Source organism: Pedobacter alpinus, from assembly GCF_042684645.1.
Taxonomy (GTDB): Bacteria; Bacteroidota; Bacteroidia; order Sphingobacteriales; family Sphingobacteriaceae; genus Pseudopedobacter; species Pseudopedobacter alpinus.
Window position 1 is genome coordinate 25623 of sequence record NZ_JBHULV010000001.1, and the last position, 15938, is coordinate 41560.

At 31.8% G+C, this 15938-nt stretch carries 20 protein-coding genes; 9 read left to right on the top strand and 11 right to left on the bottom strand.

All coding sequences use genetic code 11. The features are described from left to right. The first annotated feature begins 66 nt into the window (after positions 1 to 66). Positions 67 to 1455, top strand: a complete 1389-nt coding sequence (locus ACFSSE_RS00100) for a M20/M25/M40 family metallo-hydrolase (RefSeq protein ID WP_379044944.1) — start codon at positions 67 to 69, stop codon at positions 1453 to 1455. A 43-nt stretch (positions 1456 to 1498) separates the two neighbouring features. Here the strand turns inward: ACFSSE_RS00100 and ACFSSE_RS00105 are convergent, their stop codons facing one another. The 7 genes from ACFSSE_RS00105 to ACFSSE_RS00135 all read right to left on the bottom strand — a co-directional run bounded on the left by ACFSSE_RS00105 (position 1499) and on the right by ACFSSE_RS00135 (position 6562). Further along, complete coding sequence (locus ACFSSE_RS00105; RefSeq protein ID WP_379044941.1) at positions 1499 to 2809, bottom strand: ABC1 kinase family protein; 1311 nt, start codon at positions 2807 to 2809, stop codon at positions 1499 to 1501. 180 nt (positions 2810 to 2989) lie between these two features. Continuing rightward, positions 2990 to 3637, bottom strand: coding sequence for a TetR family transcriptional regulator C-terminal domain-containing protein (locus tag ACFSSE_RS00110; protein ID WP_379044938.1), 648 nt, complete (start codon positions 3635 to 3637; stop codon positions 2990 to 2992). A gap of 118 nt (positions 3638 to 3755) precedes the next feature. Next, the gene (locus tag ACFSSE_RS00115; protein ID WP_379044935.1) at positions 3756 to 4409 is read right to left on the bottom strand and encodes a flavin reductase family protein; all 654 of its coding nucleotides are present in this window, start codon (positions 4407 to 4409) and stop codon (positions 3756 to 3758) included. Beyond that, a complete protein-coding gene (locus ACFSSE_RS00120) occupies positions 4410 to 5108 on the bottom strand; it encodes an SDR family NAD(P)-dependent oxidoreductase (protein ID WP_379044932.1) in 699 nt (232 codons plus the stop codon). A gap of 2 nt (positions 5109 to 5110) precedes the next feature. After that, entirely contained in the window at positions 5111 to 5806 is a 696-nt protein-coding gene (folE, locus tag ACFSSE_RS00125) for a GTP cyclohydrolase I FolE (RefSeq protein ID WP_379044929.1), read from the bottom strand. Further along, positions 5769 to 6182, bottom strand: a complete 414-nt coding sequence (locus ACFSSE_RS00130) for a 6-pyruvoyl trahydropterin synthase family protein (RefSeq protein ID WP_379044926.1) — start codon at positions 6180 to 6182, stop codon at positions 5769 to 5771. Before ACFSSE_RS00130 ends, folE begins: the two co-directional genes overlap by 38 nt. A gap of 92 nt (positions 6183 to 6274) precedes the next feature. After that, on the bottom strand, positions 6275 to 6562 hold the full coding sequence (locus ACFSSE_RS00135; protein WP_379044923.1) for a TIGR03643 family protein: 288 nt from the start codon (positions 6560 to 6562) through the stop codon (positions 6275 to 6277). A gap of 276 nt (positions 6563 to 6838) precedes the next feature. Here ACFSSE_RS00135 and rmuC point away from each other — a divergent pair, with 276 nt between their 5' ends. Next, positions 6839 to 8182, top strand: a complete 1344-nt coding sequence (gene rmuC, locus ACFSSE_RS00140; protein ID WP_379044920.1) for a DNA recombination protein RmuC — start codon at positions 6839 to 6841, stop codon at positions 8180 to 8182. Between the two features lie 178 nt (positions 8183 to 8360). On the opposite strand, the gene ACFSSE_RS00145 is transcribed toward rmuC, so the two are convergent. The 3 genes from ACFSSE_RS00145 to ACFSSE_RS00155 all read right to left on the bottom strand — a co-directional run bounded on the left by ACFSSE_RS00145 (position 8361) and on the right by ACFSSE_RS00155 (position 12197). Further along, positions 8361 to 9659 carry a UDP-N-acetylmuramoyl-tripeptide--D-alanyl-D-alanine ligase gene (locus ACFSSE_RS00145; protein ID WP_379044917.1) on the bottom strand — a complete coding sequence of 433 codons (1299 nt, stop codon included), beginning with the start codon at positions 9657 to 9659 and terminating at the stop codon, positions 8361 to 8363. A gap of 150 nt (positions 9660 to 9809) precedes the next feature. After that, complete coding sequence (locus ACFSSE_RS00150; protein WP_379044914.1) at positions 9810 to 11351, bottom strand: GNAT family N-acetyltransferase; 1542 nt, start codon at positions 11349 to 11351, stop codon at positions 9810 to 9812. 69 nt (positions 11352 to 11420) lie between these two features. Then, positions 11421 to 12197 carry a T9SS type A sorting domain-containing protein gene (locus ACFSSE_RS00155; protein ID WP_379044911.1) on the bottom strand — a complete coding sequence of 259 codons (777 nt, stop codon included), beginning with the start codon at positions 12195 to 12197 and terminating at the stop codon, positions 11421 to 11423. Between the two features lie 110 nt (positions 12198 to 12307). Here ACFSSE_RS00155 and def point away from each other — a divergent pair, with 110 nt between their 5' ends. The 7 genes from def (at position 12308) to ACFSSE_RS00190 (ending at position 15095) form a co-directional block, all read left to right on the top strand. After that, positions 12308 to 12901: a peptide deformylase gene (gene def / locus ACFSSE_RS00160; RefSeq protein ID WP_379044908.1), complete on the top strand. Its 594-nt coding sequence runs from the start codon at positions 12308 to 12310 to the stop codon at positions 12899 to 12901. Between the two features lie 372 nt (positions 12902 to 13273). Continuing rightward, positions 13274 to 13519: a hypothetical protein gene (locus ACFSSE_RS00165; protein ID WP_379044905.1), complete on the top strand. Its 246-nt coding sequence runs from the start codon at positions 13274 to 13276 to the stop codon at positions 13517 to 13519. Further along, positions 13516 to 13677 (top strand): PIN domain-containing protein, encoded by a 162-nt coding sequence (locus ACFSSE_RS00170; protein WP_379044902.1) that lies wholly within the window; start codon positions 13516 to 13518, stop codon positions 13675 to 13677. The genes ACFSSE_RS00165 and ACFSSE_RS00170 overlap by 4 nt, the downstream gene beginning before the upstream one ends. 63 nt (positions 13678 to 13740) lie before the next feature. Then, positions 13741 to 13920 (top strand): hypothetical protein, encoded by a 180-nt coding sequence (locus ACFSSE_RS00175; RefSeq protein ID WP_379044899.1) that lies wholly within the window; start codon positions 13741 to 13743, stop codon positions 13918 to 13920. Positions 13921 to 14072: 152 nt separating this feature from the next. Continuing rightward, entirely contained in the window at positions 14073 to 14330 is a 258-nt protein-coding gene (locus ACFSSE_RS00180; RefSeq protein ID WP_379044896.1) for a DUF6364 family protein, read from the top strand. A 125-nt stretch (positions 14331 to 14455) separates the two neighbouring features. Further along, on the top strand, positions 14456 to 14794 hold the full coding sequence (locus ACFSSE_RS00185; protein WP_379044893.1) for a type II toxin-antitoxin system RelE/ParE family toxin: 339 nt from the start codon (positions 14456 to 14458) through the stop codon (positions 14792 to 14794). Position 14795: 1 nt separating this feature from the next. Next, entirely contained in the window at positions 14796 to 15095 is a 300-nt protein-coding gene (locus tag ACFSSE_RS00190; protein WP_379044890.1) for a helix-turn-helix domain-containing protein, read from the top strand. 125 nt (positions 15096 to 15220) lie between these two features. Here the strand turns inward: ACFSSE_RS00190 and ACFSSE_RS00195 are convergent, their stop codons facing one another. Continuing rightward, complete coding sequence (locus ACFSSE_RS00195) at positions 15221 to 15850, bottom strand: carboxypeptidase-like regulatory domain-containing protein (RefSeq protein ID WP_379044887.1); 630 nt, start codon at positions 15848 to 15850, stop codon at positions 15221 to 15223. Positions 15851 to 15938: the final 88 nt, after the last annotated feature.

Consider the following 15938-nt stretch of genomic DNA (forward strand, 5'->3'; position numbering starts at 1 on the left):
TTTTGAATGGCGATTTGCAATTAGCATTAGTTAAATAATAGTACATTTATTCAAAAACATAAAACAATGAAAATATTAAAAATTGCTTTCTCTTTTTTACTCTTTATTAATGTTGGTGCAAGAGCCCAAGATTCTTTAATGCTTAGGAAAATATACGATGAGGCGTTGGTAAATGGAGAATGTTATGAAAATTTAAGGTATTTATGTAAACAAATTGGACCAAGAATAAGCGGTTCTGCAAATGCACAAAAATCTGTTGACTGGGGCAAAAGTTTAATGGAAAAGTATGGTTTTGATAAAGTTTTTTTGCAGGAGTGCATGGTGCCAAATTGGGTGCGTGGAGATAAAGAAGTTGGTAAAATTATAAATGGTAAAGAAATTATTGATGTACCAATTTGTGCTTTGGGAATGTCGCCTGCAACACCAAAAGAAGGCATTAAGGCTAAAGTAATTGAAGTAAAAAGCTTGGCAGAGTTAGAACAGTTAGGTTCAAAAATGGTAAGCGGAAAAATAGTTTTTTTTAACCGTCCATTTGATCCTCGTTTTATAGAGACAGGCAAAGCTTACAGTGCCGCTGGCGATCAAAGATTTGCAGGCCCAGCTTTAGCAGCTAAATTAGGTGCAGTTGGTGTGATTGTAAGATCTTTAACAGAAAGTATAGACGATTATCCGCATACCGGAACAACTAGGTTTATAGATGGCGAGCCTAAAGTAGCTGCTGCGGCAATTTCAACAAAAGCAGCTAACAAATTAAGTAGTTTATTAAAACTTAAAAAATTCCCAGAAATAGAATTTTACTTTAAACAAAATTGTGAACTTTTTCCAAACGTAAAATCGTACAACGTGGTAGGCGAAATTATAGGTTCACAAAAACCAAACGAATTTATAACTGTTGGAGGCCATTTAGATTCTTGGGATTTAGCAGAAGGAGCGCATGATGACGGTACTGGAGTTGTACAAGGTTTAGAAGTTTTAAGAATTTATAAAGCATTGAACATGAAACCGAAACACAGCATAAGAGCAGTAATGTTTATGGATGAAGAAATAGGAGGTAATGGAGGTGCAAAATATGCTGAATTGGCCATGACTAACAAAGAAATTCATGTGGCAGCTATTGAGTCAGACGGTGGGGGATTTACACCACGTGGTTTTACTTTTCAGGATATTTCTAATGATGGTTTAAAATACATTAATGAGAACTGGAAAAATTTATTGTCGCCTTATTTAATAGATAAATTAGTAAAAGGTGGTAGCGGAAGTGATGTTGCTCACCTTCAAAAACTAAATACTGCTGTTTTAATAGGTTTCAGGCCAGATTCGCAGCGTTATTTTGATATTCATCATACACCTAACGATGTTTTTGAAAACGTAAATGAAAGAGAATTAGAATTAGGAGCCGCAGCTATGACAAGTTTAGTTTATTTAATAGACACTTACGGAATACAGAGAAAATAATATATTTACTACCTCAATTAAATTTGAAATTGAGGTAGTAAAATTAAAATGTATCTTTTAAATGAGGTTTGTAAGTATCTGTTTTAACTGTAGCACCTAAATCATTTAAAATATTATATAAACCAAAATTTGTGCGGTTTACATAAATAAAATGTTTAACACCTCTGGCTTGTTTAAACTCAGGCATTTTGGCTATTTTCTCTCCAAAACCGTATAAAGAATCAAAAAATTCTGGTTTGCTAAAGTCAAATTCTCCTTGGGTATAAGGTTGTGCAAACAAGGCAATCATTTCTTTATAGGTTTGATAATAAAATTCAATTTGTGCTTCATTATCTTTTGGTAAAATCATTTCTAAAGCTCTAAAAGCTTTAATGGTTTCTTCTCTATTATTCAATAAATTTGTTGATGTAGTAGCGAAAAAAGGGTAATAAAAACTATCTGGAAGTTCTTTTATACAGCCAAAATCTATTATTCCTAATTTATTATCTGGTGTAATTAAGAAGTTTCCAGGATGAGGGTCTGCGTGTACTGCCCTTAACTCATGTTGCTGAAAGTTATAGAAATCCCATAAAGCTTGTCCAATAGTGTTTCTAACTTCCTGAGTTGGGTTTGTAGCTAAAAATTCTTTTAAGTGCATCCCTTCTAACCAACTCATGGTTATAATTTTAGGTCCAGAAAGTTCGGGGTAATAAGTAGGGAAAACTAAGTTTGGAATATGAACGCAAGCAGCAGATATTTTTAAAGAATTTTCAACTTCTAATTCATAATCTGTTTCTTCTAATAAGCGCTCTTCAACCTCTCTCATGTAAACTGCCAACTCTTTTTCGCTCATCCCTAATAACCTAAATGCAAAAGGTTTAACCATTTTAAGATCTGATGAAATAGAACCACCAACTCCAGGATATTGAATTTTCACAGCTAGTTTTTTGCCTTTTAACTCTGCCCTGTGAACTTGACCAATTGAAGCAGCATTGGTTGATTTTAAATCGAATTTATCGAAAATTTTATCAGGGGTGCTACCGAAATTTTTTTTGAAAGTTTGCATAATAAGCGGGCCACTCAATGGAGGCGCATTATACTGCGAAAGTGAAAATTTATCTACATAAGCTTTTGGAAGTATGTTTTTATCCATACTTAGCATTTGCGCCACTTTTAATGCACTACCTTTTAATTCACTTAAAGAGCTATATATATCATTAGCATTATCCTCATTTAATTCGTCTCTGGTTAAATCCGGATTAAATATTTTTTTAGAATAATGTTTGATGTAATTGCCACCTATTTTGATACCAGTACCCACAAACTTTGCAGAACGGGCTACTTTACTTGCTGGAATACTGTTTTGTTCTTTCATTTTATAAATTTAGTACTGAGATGTGAGTATTTATATATGAGAATGATTTGCAGAATTAATAAGAATATTGAGATACAATGTCGTTCTTTAAAATGATTATAAGAGTAAAAATTTTTGTAATTAATTCAAAAATCTCGAAACTCAATACTCATATCGCAATACTCAATACTTAATACTTAATCAAAATCCCATTTTAAAGCCCGCGTTTTGTGCTAAGAATTTACCATAGTCTAATAAATTATCAATTGGGCTTCGCTGGAATAAATCAAAAGTTACATTAACACCTTTTTCAATTGCTTCATCAGTTTTTTCAAACCCGGCAGAAAAATCTTTAAGCCAAAAGTTAAGTAAAAAAGCCAATTGTAGCCACAAAGCATCTTTGTATTTAGCGGTTACAAATTTTCTTTCATTTATTTCACCAGTTTCTAAACCTTCGTTAATTAGGGCGGTGCTAAATTCTTCAAATGTTTCTTTGCTTTCTTTTAGTTGTACTGGCGTATGAATTCCTTTTTTAAATTGCGCCATGCTGTAGTTTACAAAGCTTCTTTTTGATTTTAAAAGTTCAAAAAATGAATAATAAAATGAAAGTGCTTTTTCTCTAACGCTGTACGTATCCCAAATTTCTTGGGCTTTTACTTCATTAATAGTTTGTGTAAATAGGGATGTCCAAATTGCGGCATCAATAGCTTCAAAAGAACCAAAATGTTTGTAGAATTCTTCTTCGGCAAATTTGTTTTTTTTTGCAAAAGCAAAAACCGATGTTGGTTTTTTACCTTCCGTTAAAACATAATCAATGTAAGCGGTTTCTATTTTTTGTTTTGTAGCCATTTGATTTATTTTTTATTTTGAGTTAGGAAAAGTACCGAAAATCTTTTTTATTATGATTCTGAGCGGAGTTCAAGAACTACAAAAAGATTGTTGCAAATACCCCGCCTTAACTACCTAATTATTTATTTTCTTTATTAACGTTCAAAAACTCTGGTTGTTTTTCTGGTTTGGCATAAGAAAGCCTTCCTAAAAAATGAGTAGTATAATAAGCGTCTAAACCAGAAGATGTGACAGATTCGGCTTTATGCAAATCTACAAATCCATCTTCACTTAATAATTCACCGTCAATTAAAATATGCTTTACCTCCCCAATTACAATTTTAGTTTTATTTAATAAGAATGGTAAATATTCTTTAAATTCTAAACCAATTTTAATATTTGCCTCTTTTACAAATGGAGCGCTAAAACCATCAATATATTCTTCGGTAAAACCACAAGCATCAAATTCTGATTGCCCTGCTAAATACCTTGCGCTTGTTTGGTGGGCATTTACAAAACAATTTGATATAACATTGTTTAATGTATAATTTTTTGTTTGTAAAATGTTAAACATGGTCTCATGCTCACTACCTTTTGGCCTAACTACTAAACCAATATAAGGTGAGTTTGCCCCAACATGGAAAATTGAATTAAAAATGGCCAAATTAGTTTCTCCACTATCATTGGAGGTTCCTACCAATTGTAAACTTTTAAAACCAGAAATACTATTAATAAATGTAGTTCTGAAACCTTTATCCATCGCCGTTATATCTGCAGAGTTAAATTCTAACATTTAAAAACTTTTAATAGCAGACATTCCACCATCTATACCTAAAATTTGTCCGGTTATCCAAGAACTGTTAGACGAAAGTAAGAAAAATGCAGCTTCTGAAAGTTCTTTAGATGTACCAATTCTACCTAAAGGGTGTCTTTTGCCAGAAGCTTCTTTTTTTTCTGGGGTAGAAATTAAAGCATGTGCCAAAGGTGTATCTGTTAAAGAAGGAGCAATTGCATTTACACGAATTTTGCTTGTTGCAAACTCTGCAGCTAAAGATTTTGTTAAACCTTCTAAAGCACCTTTTGATGCTGCTATGCTGGCATGAAAACTCATCCCTGTTTGTACAGCTACTGTGCTAAACAATAATATTGAAGCACTTTCAGATTTTTTTAAAGCATTAAAACTAGCTTGAATGGCTTTAACAGCACCCAAAACATTTACGTTAAAATCGGTTATAAAATCTGACTCTGTTAAACGCATAAATGGTTTTAAATTGATGGTTCCTGGACAATAAGCTAAACCGTCTAAAACGTCGGGCAAATCGTATTTCAGTTTATCAAAATCATTTAAAACATCTAACTCTATATAGTTTACTTGTTCTGGTATTTCTCCTCTTTGGCGAGAGGCCGACCATACTTGATGACCTTCTGCTACCAATTTCTTTACCAAGTCTAAGCCAATTCCTGAGCTACCACCTACTACTAAATAATTCATAATTAAGAGATATGTTTAAGAAATTCGTTTCTAACATCAGGATTTAAAAAAGCACCACCATACTCTGCCGTAATGGTTGAACTTTGCGTATCTTTTATCCCCCTTGATGAAACACATAAATGACTTGCGTCTATTACTACTGCAACATCTTCGGTTTCTAAAACTCGTTTTAATTCATTAGCTATTTGTATGTTTAAGCGTTCTTGTACTTGTGGGCGTTGCGCATAATATTGTACAATACGGTTTAGTTTTGATAAACCAATAACCTTACCGCTGCTAATGTACGCAACATGTGCTTTTCCAATAATTGGCACAAAATGATGCTCGCAATTGCTAAATAAGGTGATGTTTTTTTCTACCAGCATTTGGTTGTACTGGTACTTGTTGTCAAAAAGCTTAATATCAGGCTTATTAGCTGGGTTTAAACCGCTAAAAATTTCATTAATATACATTTTTGCAACTCTTTTTGGAGTTCCTTTTAAGCTATCATCAGTTAAATCTAAACCCATAATATCCATAATGCTTTTGAAATGTTTTTCTATCATTTCAATTTTAGTTTCATCGTCTAAATCAAAAGCATCCTCACGTAATGGGGTATCATAAGATGTACCTACATGTTCATCGCCTATGGCATCTATTAAAAGATTTTCTACTGTATTATTAAGCTGGGTATTCAACATAGTTTCTTTCAGTTTCATAAAGTGTAACTTTTAAATCTAAATCTGCAGATATTAATGGTCTCATAATATCATAAATCACCATAGCAATGTTTTCTGTTGAGGGATTTAGTGTTTTAAATTCTTGGGTATCTAAATTTAAATTTTTATGGTCAAATTTCTCTATTACATGCTTTTTCAATAAATCCGAAAGAACTTTTGTATCCAATAAATAACCTGTCTCTTCATCAACAAAACCACTAATTTTTAAAATTAAATCGTAATTATGTCCGTGAAAATTTGGGTTATTACATTTTCCAAAAAACGCTTTGTTTTTTTCGTCTGTCCAATTCGGATTGTTTAACCTATGTGCGGCATTAAAATGTTCTTTTCTAAAAACGGCTACTTTCTGTTTCATTACTGATATCAACTTTAAAAAAGGTTTTTTGTTTTAACCAATTTACAAGAATTTGGATGAATAAGTTTTAGTAATTATAGATATTTAAATACCTATCGCTTACTTATTTTGTTAAAACTAATAATTCGCTGTTGTTTGCACTTAAAGGTAAGCATGTCTAACGTTCTTTTTTTTACATGTTTATGAGAAATCTTTTGCGCTCTTTCTCTCCACAACCGCCAACTACTAGGTTTTAGTTGATTTCGCATCAAAACAATTACTTCTTTTTCGCTTAATCCAAATTGTATTTTAATCGCTTCAAAAGGAGTTCTGTCTTCCCAAGCCATTTCAATTATGCGGTCTATATCGGCAATGCTCAATAAGTTTTCTTCTTTAATCATCAATGTAAAAACAGCTTATTTTAAAATTTGTTTTTAGGTTATGAGCATTAAATGCGATGGCTTATTCTGTAGCTTTTAAAATTTACTTAATTTACAGCCTGTTTAAAATTTGTCTCATAATTTGTTTATGCTTCTTTTTGGCTCCAACTTCGTTAAATTTTTCGAAATAGCTTCCGGCTATCTCTACAATATTTGCCTGGTTTCACTTAAAAATAATTCATACCCATTCTTAAAATTCAAATCTAAACAGGCTCTTAGATTTTTAACCTTTTGTTTATGGAATTAGCTTTTGTATTTGTTGCTGTAATTATTTTATTTGTTGCTGTTTTTATTTTTTTGAAGAAGCCTGCCAACAATGCTTCTGTTGATTTAGCAGAATACCAAAACTTAATAACAGATTTGGCCGTTGCACAGCAACAAATCTTAAATGTTAAGGAAGAAAAACTAGCGATAGAAAATAATTTACAATTAAGAATTAATAAGCTCGAAGCCGAGAAAGCTAATTTAATTGAGCAGGTATCTTACGAAAAACAACAGATAGTAAAATATCAAGAAGGTTCTAAAGCACAAGAAGAAAAGTTAGTTGCGCAACAAGAATTTATTGCTCAAACACAAGAAAAATTTTCTAAAGATTTTGAATTAATGGCTACAGAAATTTTAAAACAAAAATCCGCAGAGTTTACACAGGTTAACCGTACTAATTTAGATTTACTATTAAATCCTTTAAAAGAGAATATTAAAGCTTTTGAAGATAAGGTTGAGAAAGTTTATAAAGCCGAATCGGACGAGCGGAACGTTTTGAAAGGCGAAATTACCAAAATGATGGAGCTGAATAAAAAAATTAGCGAAGAAGCTCAAAATTTAACCAAAGCCCTTAAAGGCGATAATAAAAAGCAAGGTAATTGGGGCGAAATGGTTTTGGATAAGCTAATGGAAGGTTCTGGCCTAATTGAAGGAATAAATTATAGTAAACAAGGAAGTTATATTTCTGATGATGGGAATAGGTTATTACCTGATGTAGTGGTTTTTTTACCTGATGAAAAACACATTGTTATTGACGCTAAAGTTTCTTTAATTGCTTATGAAAGATTGGTAAATGCAGAAACTGATGAAGAAAAAGCTATTTTTATTAAACAACATATTAATGCTATTAAGTCTCATGTTACAGGTTTAGGGACTAAAAATTACCAAGCTTTGTACAAAATAAATTCGCCGGAATTTGTGTTGTTATTTATGCCAATAGAATCTTCTTTTGCTATTGCCGTACAGTACGACCAAGAATTGTTTAATTACGCTTGGGATAAAAAAGTAGTTATTGTTACACCATCTACTTTATTAGCAACATTAAAAACGGTAGCTTCTATTTGGAAACAAGAGCAGCAAACCAAAAACGCTATTGATATTGCCACTAAAGCAGGTGCTTTGTACGATAAGTTTGTAGGTTTTGTTAACGATTTACAAAAAGTAGGGGAGCATATTGATAAATCGCAAAAAGTGTATCAAGATGCGATGAGCAAATTAAGTGTTGGTAACGGAAATTTAGTTAGCAGAGTTGAAAATCTTAGAAAATTAGGCGCAAAAGCTACTAAAAGTATTGATGCAAATTTATTGGATGAGTAAAGAATTTCAACCTTGCTCTGTTTCCGCACAAACCATTCCTTGATTTGTAATTTCGGTCTGTGAGGATACCGACCGAAGTGGATTTTGTTTGTGGTAACAGTAGTGAAGATACCGACCGATGTTGAGTTTGTTTTATCTCAGTCTGTGAGGACACAGACCGAGGAGATGAGGATATCAATTACAGCAATTCCATTAAACTTTCTAATTTCATCACACGGCTACCTTTTACTAAAACTAAAGTATCTGTTATAGGATGCTTTTTCAAATAGTCATAAGCTAGTGCTGTACTTTCAAAGTATAAAGCACCCGGATTTAAACTTAGTTTTTTAAACTCTTCTCCAATTAAAATAACCTGATCAAAATTAAATGATAATGCTTTTTGTAAAATAATCAAATGTTCTTCGGCAGTTGTTTCGCCAACTTCAAACATTTCACCTAAGATTAAAACCTTTTTTGGAGCGTTTAACCTGCTAATATTTTCTACGGCAAGTGCCATACTACTAGGATTTGCATTATAATAATCTCCAATTACGGTGTTTTTTGTAGTTTTAATTATTTGAGATCTATTATTTTGAGGTGCATAGTTTTCTACGCCTTTATTTATTTCTTGGGCACTTAACCCAAACTTTAAACCAATTGCTATCGCTGCTAAAATATTCTCGAAATTATATATTCCCGTTAACTGCGAAGCTACTTCATAATTGTTCTCACCATTAGTCCATTTTAATTTTAGATATGGATCATTTTCTGTTAATTCTCCTCTTGTTTTGCACAAATTGCTTGTGCCGTAATAAACAGTTTCTTTAAAACTTCTTTGGGTAGCCATCTCTGTTAATGCTAAACTATCTCCATTTAAAAAAACTATCCCATTATGGTTTTGCAAATAATCATACAATTCGCCTTTACCTTTTTTTATCCCTTCAACGCCTCCAAAACCTTCCATGTGTGCTTTCCCTATATTGGTAATTAAACCATAAGTTGGCTGGCAAATTTCTGAAAGCATTTCAATTTCTTTTTGGTGATTAGCACCCATCTCTATAATGGCAACTTCAATATCCTGTCCAATTTCTAACAAAGTAAGCGGGACGCCAATATGATTATTTAAATTCCCTTTGGTAGCTAATGTTTTAAATTTGCAGCTTAAAACACTATTTATTAGTTCTTTAGTGGTGGTTTTTCCGTTGCTTCCTGTTAAGCCAATTACAGGGATATTTAATTGTTTTCTGTGGTGTTTAGCAAGTTCTTGTAAAGTGGTTAAAGCATCATCAACCAAAATATATTTAGCACTTAATTGATATTCTGCATTATCAATTACAACAAAAGCAGCACCTTTTTCTAAGGCTTGTTTAGCAAACGTATTTGCATTAAAATTATCGCCTTTAAGGGCAAAAAACAAACAGCCAACTTCTATTTTTCTTGTATCGGTACAAATAATTGGATGGGCTAAATAATGCTTGTATAATTCTGTAATTGTCATTAATGATGATTTTGAGCCATAAAGTTAAAGGGTTTTTTGGATATTTTTATGTTTAATAAATCTTGGGACAATGAACAAGGATTAAGAATAAAAAAATGGCCTGCAAAATTGCAAGCCATTTGATTTTAAACAATCTACTTTAAGCAAAAATTATTGCTTAGGTTTTGATTTAAGTTTTAAATCGTAAAAATCTGTACGTCTATCTTTTAAGTTTTTAACGCTTCCAAACTCATGTAATTCTTTCAGCAAATCTAGGTTTACATCTGCAATTAATATGTTTTCTGTATTTGGAGTGGTTTCTGCAACTATTGCGTTTGATGGGAAAGCAAAATCTGATGGAGAAAATATAGCTGATTGTGCATACTGTAAATCCATGTTATTCACTTTAGGTAAATTACCTACAGAACCAGTTATAGCCACATAACATTCGTTTTCAATAGCTCTGGCTTGCGAGCATATACGCACTCGGTTATAAGCATTTTGAGTATCTGTCCAAAATGGAATAAACAAAATGTCCATTTTTTCAAGAGCTTGTAACCTTGCCAATTCCGGAAATTCAGAATCATAACAAATTAAAATACCAATTCTTCCAGCATCTGTATCAAATACTTTAAGCTCATTACCACCGCTCATTCCCCACGAGTTTATTTCAGAAGGCGTTGGGTGTATTTTAATAGATCTATCGTAACTTCCATCTCTACGGCACAGGTATGATACATTGTATAATTTATCATCTTCTATTAAAGGCATGCTGCCGGCAATAATATTTACATTATAAGAAACCGCGAGCTCACAAAATCTGTTTCTAATATATTCAGTGTGTTTTGCTAACTCTCTAATTGCTTTTGCTTCGCCTAAATGGTTATAATCGGCCATTAAAGGCGCATTAAAAAACTCAGGGAAAACCACAAAATCAGAAGAATAATCACTTACTGCATCCACAAAATATTCTGCACTTTCCATTAAGTCAGATACGGTTGGGAACAAACGCATTTGCCATTGTACCAAGCCAATTCTTACTGTTGATTTTTTTAGATAGTTATCTATATGCTCATAGTAAATATTATTCCACTCTAAAAGTGTAGCAAACTCTTTTGATTGTTGGTCTTCGGGTAAATAATTTTTCAATATTTTTCTAACATGGAAATCGTTAGAAATTTGGAAAGTAAGTGTAGGATCATAAATTTCCTTCATCTTCACTTTGTCAATATATTGGCGTGGACTTAATTCTTTACTAAATTTTTCGTAATTGGGTATTCTGCCTCCTAAAATAATAGATTTCAAGTTCAAATTTTCGCACAATAATTTACGGGCATCATATAATCTACGAGCAAGGCGCATTCCCCTGTAATCAGGATGTACAAAAACCTCAATTCCGTATAAAATATCTCCTTTATAAGTATGGGTATTAAAAGTGTAATCTCCTACAGCTTGTACATAAGTATGTGTTTCTCCAAGTTTAGCATAATCTACAATTATACTTAATGCAGTGGCAACAACTTTTCCATTTATTTCTACGCAAAGCTGGCCTTCCGGAAAAATCTCTATTAACTTGTCAATTGATTTTTCTCTCCAATAACTTTCTCCCATTCCAGAGTAAGCCGATATCATGGCTGTTTTTAAATCATGGTAATCTTCTTGCTTTAGGGTTCTAAGTTCTACAGTTTCTATTTGATTTGGTTTTGTTGACATATATTTTAATTTAAATAGAAAACCCTGAAAAAAGAAATTTTTCAGGGTTCAGTTTAAGTATTAATTCTATTACTTTAATAACAATTTTCGTACCGCAGTTTTGCCACCACTTGTTATACGCATTAAGTAAAGCCCTCTATTGTATGTTGTAAGGTCAATTGTTTGTTTGCCTTGCAAGTTTTGTTTTGATAAAATTTTGCGTCCCGTAAAGTCAAAAAAATCTAAGTCGTATCGTTCTGTAAAATCAACAGAAACATCAGTTGTTATTGGGTTTGGGTAAAAGCTAAAAGCACCAAAAACAGCATCTTCTTTTATTGCTGTTCTAACATAGTTAAAGCCATCAGAAAAAACGCTGCAACCACCAGCTGATACAGCTTCTACAATATATACACCATTGGTAATGGGCGCAAATGATTTTGCAGTGGCACCGCCAACAGGAGCGCTATTTAAATACCATTGATAACTTGTTGCAGTTGTACTTGATTGTATTTCTGAACCAACTTGGCTTATTATTGGTTTATTTGGGGTATTACTAACCGAAATAGTTTTTGTAACAGCAGTGCCTAAACAGGTTCCGTTTTTTGGAACTACACTAATTGAAACAGCAGCAGAGCCGAAAACTATGCTGTAACGAGTTGCAGATAGGCGTGTATTTCCAGAAGCACCAGTAATTGTCCATTCGTAGTCATTAGCGCCTGTAACACCAGTTATTTCATAAATTTCTACCCTATCTGTGCATCCGCTTGATTTACCAGTAATACTACCGCCAGTTGGGTTGGTACATTGCGCAAAAGCGTTGTTTAAAGTAAAAATTATAACAAAAAGAAATGGTAGTATTTTCTTCATAAGATTAAAAATTTCTTAAAGTTATTAAAAAAAAAAATTCAAATATCATTTATTTTGATGTTATACTGCATCTATACCAAAATAGATACATAATTGTTTATTTTTGCCAAATGAAATTACCAATAGTAGCTTACGGAGATCCAGTTTTAAAGAAAATTGCAACAGATATTGATGAAAACTACCCACAACTAGGTATTTTAATCGATAACATGTTCGAAACTATGTATGCTGCAAGTGGCGTTGGTTTAGCAGCACCTCAAATTGGTTTGGCTATCAGGTTATTTGTAATAGATGCTTCTCCATTTGTTGATGAGGATGATAAAGAAGATAAAGAAGATAAAGAAGGGTTAAAAAACTTTAAAAAGGTTTTTATTAATGCTAAAATTGAAGAAGAAACCGGAGAAAAATGGGTTTTTAATGAAGGCTGTTTAAGTATCCCTGATGTTAGGGAAAACGTGAGCAGACATAAAAATATTTTAGTAAGCTATTACGATGAAAATTTTAAACTGCATAAAGAGAAGTTTACAGGTTTAGCTGCCCGAGTGATACAACATGAGTATGATCACATAGAAGGTAAACTTTTTACGGATAGAATAAACCCGCTGCGAAAAACAATGTTAAAAGGTAGGTTAGACGCTATTGCTAAAGGTGCTGTAAAAGTTGATTATAAAATGAAATTTCCTTTGATGAAAAAGGGGAGGTAGGTTTTGGGGTTTGTAATTTAGTTATATTTAATGAAAACATTTCATTCAAAGCAAGTTCTCTCTTTTTGAGGACCCTTCGTACTTTAAGGCTTTTAAATTTCTTGTAAAACTGTGTGTTATAATCTTAAAAATAATCCGCTTTAAGAAATAATCAGATCCAACTTGTTTAAGGTTCGCTATTTCAGCGGTCACTTAAATCTTAAATTAAAAATTGAGGACTGTGTTCGGTCGCGTCACAATAACTTTCCCATCAGTTTACCTAAAGCATTTTTGGTGATGCAGAATACTTAACGAAGTTGTAAATAATATCAGAACCTATAAAACTTGTAGAAGCAATTATTTTTGTAAATTTGTTTTAGTTAAACTATGAGCATGAAAACAGCAGATATAAACAGCAACTTGATAGAAAGTTACTTTACATTGCTAAAAAGCCTAAGCCCTAATAATAAATTAGAGCTAATTGCAAAGCTTTCTAAACCAATGAAAACTACAAAAAACGAAAAAGATAATTCCTGGCAATCTTTATTTGGTTCATTAGAGTTAGATCAATCAGCTGATGAATTTGTGGAAGATTTAAAGAATGAAAGAAAATTCAGTCGTAAATCTATTGACTTTTGAAAAAGTATCTTTTAGACACAAATATCTGTGCATATTTTTTAAATGGAAAATTTAATTTGGGAGAAAGAATTGAGAACATTGGGATAGAAAATTGTTTTATCTCAGAAATAACCGTTGCTGAACTAAAGTATGGCGTTGAGAAAAGTGCACAGAAATAAAAAAACCTGCTAACACTAAATAGTTTTCAAGAAAAGTTTGTTATAATTCCAACATACCCTTCCTTGGATATCTATGCTAAAGAGAAAGCGAGATTAAAAACTAAAGGAAAAATTTTAGATGACTTTGATTTACTTATCGGTGCAACTGCAATTTTCAACAATCTAACTTTGGTTACAAAAAATGTAAGTGATTTTGATCGACTTGAAGAAATTGACATAGAAGATTGGACTCTGCAAAATTAAAAATTAAGTCAAAGCAGGGTCTCTCTTTTCGAGGACACTTCGTATTTTAAGGCTTTTAAATTTATTGTAAAACTGTGTGTTGTAATGTTAAAAAGTAATCCGTTTTGAAAAATAATCAGACACACATATCTTTAAAATAAAACCTACGTAACATGACGACCAAACTCACTTTAACAGTTAAAAAGTCCGTTGTAGAACGGGGTAAAATTTATGCTAAAAGTACTGGTAGAAGCTTATCCGAGATCATTGAAAACTACCTTGGTACCATCACACAAGAATCTTCATCAAATGAATTATCTCCAAAGCTGAGGAAAATTGTTGGTGTTGTAAATCTTCCTAAAGATTTTGATGACAAAAAAGAATTAAAATTAGTATTAGAAGAAAAGCATTTAAGAGTAAGATTTTTATAATTCCTTTATATTAAAAACCTAAAGATTCTGTCAGTCAGAATTCCTCTTAAACCTTTTTAAAAGATTTAATCAAAATAAAATCTGCAAAGCTTGCAAATAGTTATCTTTTGAGATAACTTTGCGTAATGAATAGAGAACTTGTTTTTTATGAAAGTTATTTTATTGAATTTTACCGAAAACAAGATGAAAAGGTAAAAGGAAAGATTCAATATGTATTTGAACTTATAAAACAGGTTGATAAAGTGCCCGAAAAATTCTTCAAACATATAACTGGAACAGATGGATTGTATGAAATCAGAATTGAATATCAATCAAATATATATCGAATATTTTGCTGTTTTGATGAAGGCAAATTAGTGGTTCTATTTAACGGATTCCAGAAGAAAACTCAGAGAACACCTTCAAATGAAATTAGTAAAGCTCAAAAGTTAAAAGACGAATATTTTAAATCTAAAAAATACTAAAATGAAAAATTACGATAACATTAAAACATTTGAACAACTTATTGAAGTTGAACATGGTAAAATTGGAACTGAAACTAGAAATATATATGAAGAAAAGTCTCAAATGTTTATCATTAGTGAAATGCTAAAGGATGCTAGAAAAGAAGCCAAAATAACCCAAGAACAATTAGCTAATAAAGCGGGGACTAAAAAAAGTTATATTTCAAGAATCGAAAATGGGAGAGGAAATATTCAACTCTCAACTTTAATAAGAATATTTGAGGTAGGACTAAATAAAAGAATTGGTTTAACCTTTTTGTAGAATAAAACGAGGCAATTCTATAAACCTCTAAATTCGCACTATAAATATCAAATAATAATTACAGCTTAGTTTCTGAAGTGGAGTAGGGTAAATAAATTACAATTGTTTAAAATAATCTAACCACCCTAATCATCAGCCCTTCTTTTATCCCCATCCATTATTTGCTTAATTAAAGCACCCCATGCAAACGGATTTAAAAGTGGATTGGTTTGCACCATGTTTTTATTGCTTAAGTTATAATGGTTGCTTTGGAAACTGTTTGAGCGGTACTCTTGCCCATCTCTTGGTAAATTAGCAGATAATTCTCTTAAACTGCTTTTTGAAAGATTTTTCATCGCAATTTCTAAATCATCATCTGCAAATTTCATTGATAAAAATTCTTTTTTAAACTCATCAACACTTGCCCAAGGGAAAACCGTAACCATTGGTAGTTCTATGTTATCAGGTTTTATTTTTATAATGGCGGTAAATTTTTTATCTTTTACTTTAGTTGGGATAATCAATTCGAGTTTTTTATAACCTACAGAACTAAAAACAATACTATCACCTTCATGTACAACAAAAGAGAAATAGCCTTTATAATTTGCAGAAGACGATTTTCCGTTATCAGTAACGTTTCTGATTGTTACATAAGGAACAACAGAATTGCTATCGGCATCGTAAATAACACCAGAAAATTGAACCAAAGGTTTTTCTTGCTGTGCAAATGATTGCAAGCCAATAAATAAAAACAGAAGGAGGATTATATTTTTCAATGTTCTAAAAAAAATAAAACTAAAAAACATTTTAGATTTATTGTGTTAATTTTTGTTAAAGCAAAAAGCCTTTCCTATTTAACGAAAA